At 67.6% G+C, this 6,288-nt stretch carries 6 protein-coding genes; 5 read left to right on the top strand and 1 reads right to left on the bottom strand.

Annotation, left to right across the window (positions count from 1 at the left end):
• Positions 1 to 147: 147 nt before the first annotated feature.
• Positions 148 to 1,389, top strand: a complete 1,242-nt coding sequence (locus ABT360_RS18215; RefSeq protein WP_351816886.1) for a L,D-transpeptidase — start codon at positions 148 to 150, stop codon at positions 1,387 to 1,389.
• Positions 1,390 to 1,399: 10 nt separating this feature from the next.
• Here ABT360_RS18215 and ABT360_RS18210 read toward each other — a convergent pair whose 3' ends face one another.
• The gene (locus ABT360_RS18210; RefSeq protein WP_351816883.1) at positions 1,400 to 1,801 is read right to left on the bottom strand and encodes a hypothetical protein; all 402 of its coding nucleotides are present in this window, start codon (positions 1,799 to 1,801) and stop codon (positions 1,400 to 1,402) included.
• A gap of 198 nt (positions 1,802 to 1,999) precedes the next feature.
• Between ABT360_RS18210 and ctaE the strand changes: the two genes are divergently transcribed.
• The 4 genes from ctaE (at position 2,000) to qcrB (ending at position 6,180) form a co-directional block, all read left to right on the top strand.
• Complete coding sequence (gene ctaE, locus ABT360_RS18205; RefSeq protein ID WP_064071066.1) at positions 2,000 to 2,620, top strand: aa3-type cytochrome oxidase subunit III; 621 nt, start codon at positions 2,000 to 2,002, stop codon at positions 2,618 to 2,620.
• Positions 2,621 to 2,696: 76 nt separating this feature from the next.
• Positions 2,697 to 3,506 (top strand): cytochrome bc1 complex diheme cytochrome c subunit, encoded by an 810-nt coding sequence (gene qcrC, locus ABT360_RS18200; RefSeq protein ID WP_351816879.1) that lies wholly within the window; start codon positions 2,697 to 2,699, stop codon positions 3,504 to 3,506.
• A complete protein-coding gene (qcrA, locus tag ABT360_RS18195) occupies positions 3,503 to 4,552 on the top strand; it encodes a cytochrome bc1 complex Rieske iron-sulfur subunit (RefSeq protein ID WP_351816876.1) in 1,050 nt (349 codons plus the stop codon). Before qcrC ends, qcrA begins: the two co-directional genes overlap by 4 nt.
• Complete coding sequence (gene qcrB / locus ABT360_RS18190; protein WP_351816873.1) at positions 4,549 to 6,180, top strand: cytochrome bc1 complex cytochrome b subunit; 1,632 nt, start codon at positions 4,549 to 4,551, stop codon at positions 6,178 to 6,180. The genes qcrA and qcrB overlap by 4 nt, the downstream gene beginning before the upstream one ends.
• Positions 6,181 to 6,288: the final 108 nt, after the last annotated feature.

The following is a 6,288-nucleotide window of genomic DNA, read 5'->3' as shown; positions in this document are numbered from 1 at the left end:
GCTCGCGGTGTTCGCGCTGCTCTTCGTCCCGGAGATCAACCACGCCTTCTTCGGGCTGGTCGACACGGTGCTCGCGCCCCGGCACGGTGGCGCGGGCCTGGAGTCATCCCGCGTGCCGCCGTGGTCACACCTTCCTACGGTGTGTTTATGAGCAACACGCCCCGCATGCGCACCGCCATAAGCTGCACCCTGCTGGTCGCCGTCACCGGCGCGAGCGCGACCGCGTGCGGTGGCCCGGACGGCCATCCCCTCTCCGCGAAGCCGTACGACGCGGCCCGCCAGGTGGCGTTCAACACCCCGTCCGGCGCCGCCAAGGCGGCCCTCGACAAGCCCCTCGAAGTCACCGCCAAGGGCAAGGACGGCCGCATCACGGACGTCACGGCCGTCGACACGGCCGGCCACTACCTCGCGGGCGAGCTCTCCGCCGACGGCAGCCGCTGGCGCTCCACGGCCCCGCTGGTGGCCGGCACGCGCTACACCGTCAGGGTCGCCACGGAGGACCGCAAGGGCGCCCCCGGCGCCCGTACGCTGACCTTCGAGACCGCACGGGCCAAGAAGGTCCTCAACGTCGAATTCGGCCCGGAGGCGGGCAAGTACGGCGTCGGGCAGCCCATCACGGCGGAACTCAGCGCCCCGGTCACCACCAAGGAGGGCCGGGCCGCCGTCGAGCGCTCCCTCAAGGTGCGTTCCACGCCCGCGGTCACGGGCTCCTGGTACTGGGTCGACGACAAGAAGCTGCACTATCGCCCGAAGGAGTACTGGCCCGTCGGCGCGTCCGTCACCGTCACGGGCAACCTCGCGGGCGTGAAGGTCACGGGCGACCTCTACGGCGGCTCGGCCAAGTCCCTGAACCTGAGCATCGGCGACCGCGTCGAGGCCATCACCGACGCGGCCAGCCACCACATGACGGTCAAGCGCAACGGAAAAGTGATCAACACCATTCCGGTGACCACCGGAAAACCGGGCTTCTCCACCCGTAACGGGATCAAAGTGGTGCTCGGCAAGGAGTACTTCGTCCGGATGCGCAGCACCACCGTCGGCATCGCGGCGGGCAGCAGCGAGTCGTACGACCTGCCGGTCTACTACGCCACCCGGGTGACATGGAGCGGCGAGTACGTCCACGCCGCCCCCTGGTCCGTCGGGTCACAGGGGTACGCCAACGTCAGCCACGGCTGCACCGGCATGTCGACCAGCAACGCCGCCTGGTTCTACGAGAACGTCCGCCCCGGCGACCTCGTCCACGTCGTCAACAGCGCGGGCAAGGAGATGGACCACTTCGGCAACGGCTTCGGCGACTGGAACCTGCCCTGGGACAAGTGGCAGGCGGGCAGTGCCGCCCGCGCCGACGCCCCCCGCACCGAACAGGTCCGCCTCCGGCCGGGACTCTAGGGCCCGGGCGTCACGCCTCCACGGACAGCCGGCTGCGCAGCAGGGCCGCCAGGGAGTCCGCGAGCTCGACCGGATCGACCGGGAGGGTCACCGCGGCGTCCGCGCGGCTCCAGGTGGCCAGCCAGGCGTCCTGGGGCCGGCCGATGAGCAGCAGCACGGGCGGGCAGTGGAAGATCTCGTCCTTGATCTGGCGGCACACGCCCATGCCGCCCGCCGGTACCGCCTCGCCGTCCAGTACGCAGACGTCGATGCCGCCCCGGTCCAGCTGGTCCAGCACGGCCGGGAGCGTCGCGCACTCGATGTATTCGACCGGCGGAACGTCGGCCGCGGGCCTGCGCCCGGCCGCCAGCCGCACCTGCGCGCGGGTGTTGGCGTCGTCGCTGTAGACCAGGACGGTGGCGCTCGACTGCATTGTTCCTCCGAGTACGTCGGCGGCATGGGCAGGAAGGCAGGTACCGATGCGCCGGATGCTACTCCTGTCCACCGCCCCTCAACACCGGTTCGGACACCCCTTCGACAGCCGCCGCGATGGGCCGTTCGAGCTGGACGGAGCGCACCAACACACCGAACGGCACCCCCCGGAGTGAGGGCGGGATAAGCGACCGACATAATGTCGGTCGTGGCGACAGCAACGACAGTAGAAACCGGGCACGCGCACCCGTCGGTCAATCGGCCGAACCTCACCAGCGTCGGAACCATCATCTGGTTGAGTTCCGAGCTGATGTTCTTCGCGGCCCTCTTCGCGATGTACTTCACCCTGCGATCGGTGACGGGTGCCGAGTTCTGGGCAGAGAAAGCCGACACGCTGAACTTCCCGTTCTCGGCTACCAACACCACGATCCTGGTGCTCTCCTCGCTCACCTGCCAGCTCGGCGTGTTCGCCGCCGAGCGGGGCGACGTGAAGAAGCTCCGTACGTGGTTCGTGATCACCTTCGTGATGGGTGCGATCTTCATCGGAGGCCAGGTCTTCGAGTACACCGAGCTGGTCAAGCACGAGGGCCTCTCGCTCTCGTCGGACCCGTACGGCTCCGTGTTCTACCTGACGACCGGCTTCCACGGCCTGCACGTGACGGGCGGTCTCATCGCCTTCCTGCTGGTCCTCGGCCGTACCTACGCGGCCAAGAGATTCACTCACGAGCAGGCAACCGCCGCCATCGTCGTGTCCTACTACTGGCACTTCGTCGATGTCGTCTGGATCGGCCTCTTCGCCACGATCTACATGATCAAGTAACGGGCCCGTACCTCCGAGGTACGCCCGAGACATCCAGCAAGCATCGACGCAGAAGATCCTGACACCGGGGTAATCCGTGAAAAAGCTCTCCGCACGACGACGCCATCCGCTGGCGGCGGTCGTCGTCCTACTCCTCGCGCTGGCGGCCACTGGGGGGCTGTACGCCGCGTTCGCGCCCGCGGGCAAGGCGCAGGCAGACGAAACCGCCCAGTCCCTCGCCATCGAGGAGGGCAAGAAGCTCTACACCGTCGGCTGCGCCAGCTGCCACGGAACCGGCGGTCAGGGAACCACTGACGGCCCGAGCCTCGTCGGCGTCGGCTCCGCAGCCGTGGACTTCCAGGTCGGCACCGGCCGTATGCCGGCGCAGCAGCCCGGCGCCCAGGTGCCGGAGAAGAAGGTCATCTACTCGCAGGCCGAGATCGACCAGCTCGCGGCGTACGTCGCGTCCCTCGGCGCCGGTCCGATCACGCCGACCGAGAAGCAGTACAGCCCGGAAGGCGCGGACATCGCCCGTGGTGGTGACCTGTTCCGCACCAACTGCGCCCAGTGCCACAACTTCACCGGCGCGGGCGGTGCCCTGACGCACGGCAAGTACGCCCCGCCGCTGAACGACGTGAGCCCGAAGCACATCTACGAGGCCATGCAGACCGGCCCGCAGAACATGCCGTCCTTCCCCGACACGATCATGCCGGAGAAGGAAAAGAAGGACATCATCGCGTACATCCGGACCGTGAACGACGACCGGACCGCGACCCCCGGCGGCTTCGCGCTGGGCGGCGTCGGCCCCGTCAGCGAGGGTCTGTTCGGGTGGATCTTCGGTCTGGGTTCGCTGATCGCCGTCGCCGTCTGGGTCGCGGCCCACACCGCTAAGGCCAAGAAGTCATGAGTAGCCAAGAGATTTCCAAGGAGAGCCTGCCGAGCGAGCAGGACACCGCGCACGGCACGGCGGTAGCCGAGAACCCGTTCGCCGACCCGGGGCTCCCGCCCCACAAGCCGCGCATCCAGGACATCGACGAGCGGGCCGCCAAGCGGTCCGAGCGCACGGTCGCCCTGCTGTTCACGCTGTCGATGCTGGCCACGATCGGCTTCATCGCCTCGTTCGTGATCTTCCCCGTGGAGAAGATCGTCTACGTGTGGCCGCTGGGACACGTCAGCGCGACCAACCTGTCGCTCGGTCTGACGCTGGGCCTCGCGCTCTTCTGCATCGGCGCGGGCGCGGTCCACTGGGCCCGCACCCTGATGTCCGACGAGGAGATGGCCGACGACCGGCACGCCATCGAGGCGACGCCCGAGGTCAAGGCCAAGGTCATGGCGGACTTCGCGGACGGTGCGCGGGAGTCCGCGATCGGCCGCCGCCCGCTGATCCGCAACACCATGTTCGGCGCGCTGGCCATGGTGCCGCTCTCCGGTGTGGTGCTGCTGCGCGAGCTGGGCCCGCTGCCCGAGAAGAAGCTCTTCCACACCTCGTGGTCCAAGGGCAAGCAGCTCATCAACATGAACACCAATGAGCCGCTGCGTCCCGAAGACGTCGCGGTCGGCTCGCTGACCTTCGCCAAGCCCGAGGGCCTGGAGGAGAGCGACCACGAGTTCAACACCAAGATCGCCAAGGATGCCCTGATGATCGTCCGGATCCAGCCGGAGGACATCAAGGACAAGCGCGAGCTGGAGTGGTCGCACGAGGGCATCGTGGCCTTCTCCAAGATCTGCACCCACGTGGGCTGCCCGATCTCCCTGTACGAGCAGCAGACCCACCACGTCCTCTGCCCGTGCCACCAGTCCACCTTCGACCTCTCCGACGGCGCCCGCGTCATCTTCGGCCCGGCCGGCCACGCCCTTCCGCAGCTGCGGATCGGCGTCAACGACGAGGGCTTCCTCGAGGCGCTCGGCGACTTCCCCGAGCCCGTCGGCCCTGCATTCTGGGAGCGCGGATGAGCACCACGACCGCAACAGACAGCAAGCGGAAGGCACCCGCCGGCGAGCGGGTGGCCGACTGGGCCGACGGCCGGCTGGGGATCTACGGGTTGGCCAAGGCCAACATGCGGAAGATCTTCCCGGACCACTGGTCCTTCATGCTGGGTGAGATCTGCCTCTACAGCTTCCTGATCATCATCCTCACGGGTGTGTATCTGACGCTGTTCTTCCACCCGAGCATGAACGAGATCGAGTACCACGGCTCGTACGTGCCGATGCAGGGCATCCGCATGACCGAGGCGTACGCCTCGACGCTGGACATCAGCTTCGACGTCCGCGGTGGTCTGCTCATCCGGCAGATCCACCACTGGGCCGCGCTGATCTTCCTCGCGGGCATGTTCGTGCACATGATGCGCGTCTTCTTCACCGGCGCGTTCCGCAAGCCGCGTGAGATCAACTGGCTGTTCGGCTTCCTGCTGTTCGTCCTGGGCATGTTCACCGGCTTCACCGGTTACTCGCTCCCGGACGACCTGCTCTCCGGCACCGGTGTCCGCTTCACGCAGGGCGCGATCCTCGCCACGCCGATCGTCGGCACGTACATCTCGATGTTCCTGTTCGGCGGCGAGTTCCCCGGCCACGACATGGTGTCCCGGTTCTACTCGATCCACATCCTGCTGCTGCCGGGCATCATGCTCGGCCTCGTGGTGGCGCACCTGATCCTGGTCTTCTACCACAAGCACACGCAGTTCCCCGGCCCCGGCCGGACGAACAAGAACGTCGTCGGCATGCCGCTGCTGCCGGTGTACATGGCCAAGGCCGGAGGCTTCTTCTTCCTGGTCTTCGGTGTCATTGCGATGATCTCGGCCCTGTTCACGATCAACCCGATCTGGACCATGGGCCCGTACCGGCCGGACCAGGTGTCCACCGGCGCCCAGCCCGACTGGTACATGGGCTTCGCCGAGGGCCTCGTCCGCGTCATGCCGGGCTGGGAGATCAACCTGTGGGGCCACACGCTGGTCCTGGGCGTCTTCATCCCGCTGGTCCTCTTCGGCGTGATGCTCGTGGCGATCGCGGTCTACCCGTTCATCGAGTCGTGGATCACCGGGGACAAGCGGGAGCACCACCTGCTCGACCGGCCCCGCAACGCGCCCACCCGGACCGCTCTGGGTGTCGCCTGGGTCACCGCGTACATGATCATGCTGATCGGTGGTGGCAACGACATCTTCGCCACCCACTTCCACCTGTCGATCAACGCCATCACCTGGTTCGTCCGGATCTTCTTCTTCGTCGGCCCGGTCATCGCGTTCATCGTCACCAAGCGGATCTGCCTCGGTCTCCAGCGGCGCGACAAGGACAAGGTGCTGCACGGACGTGAGTCCGGCATCATCAAGCGCCTGCCGCACGGTGAGTTCGTCGAGATCCACGAGCCCCTCAGCCAGGCCCAGATGCACGCGCTCACCGCGCACGAGCAGTACGAGCCGGCCGAGATCGGCCCGACGGTCGACGAGAACGGCGTCGAGCGCAAGCCGTCGCTCGGGCAGAAGCTCCGCGCGAAGCTCAGCAAGGGCTACTTCGGCGAGGGGAACCAGATCCCCAAGGCCACGCCCGAGGAGTACAAGGAGATCAGCAGCGGCCACGGCCACCACTGATCACCTTCCCCCCCGGGGCATCGCCCCCGGGGGACCCCCAGAAGGTCGCCACGGCAGGAGCCCCGTCCATTCGCTGGACGGGGCTCTTTGCCGTGCCCCGGGATGGAT

Origin of the sequence: Streptomyces sp. NPDC000229, assembly GCF_040300825.1 — a bacterium.
Classification (GTDB): domain Bacteria; phylum Actinomycetota; class Actinomycetes; order Streptomycetales; family Streptomycetaceae; genus Streptomyces.
The sequence above is the reverse complement of the archived record's forward strand: the minus strand, read 5'-3'. Positions and strand labels throughout refer to the sequence as shown.

Coding starts and splice junctions, on each gene's coding strand:
- ABT360_RS18215 (WP_351816886.1), top strand. CDS start 148: ATGAGCAACACGCCCCGCATGCGCACCGCCATAAGCTGCACCCTGCTG.
- ABT360_RS18210 (WP_351816883.1), bottom strand. CDS start 1,801: ATGCAGTCGAGCGCCACCGTCCTGGTCTACAGCGACGACGCCAACACC.
- ctaE (WP_064071066.1), top strand. CDS start 2,000: ATGTCGGTCGTGGCGACAGCAACGACAGTAGAAACCGGGCACGCGCAC.
- qcrA (WP_351816876.1), top strand. CDS start 3,503: ATGAGTAGCCAAGAGATTTCCAAGGAGAGCCTGCCGAGCGAGCAGGAC.
- qcrB (WP_351816873.1), top strand. CDS start 4,549: ATGAGCACCACGACCGCAACAGACAGCAAGCGGAAGGCACCCGCCGGC.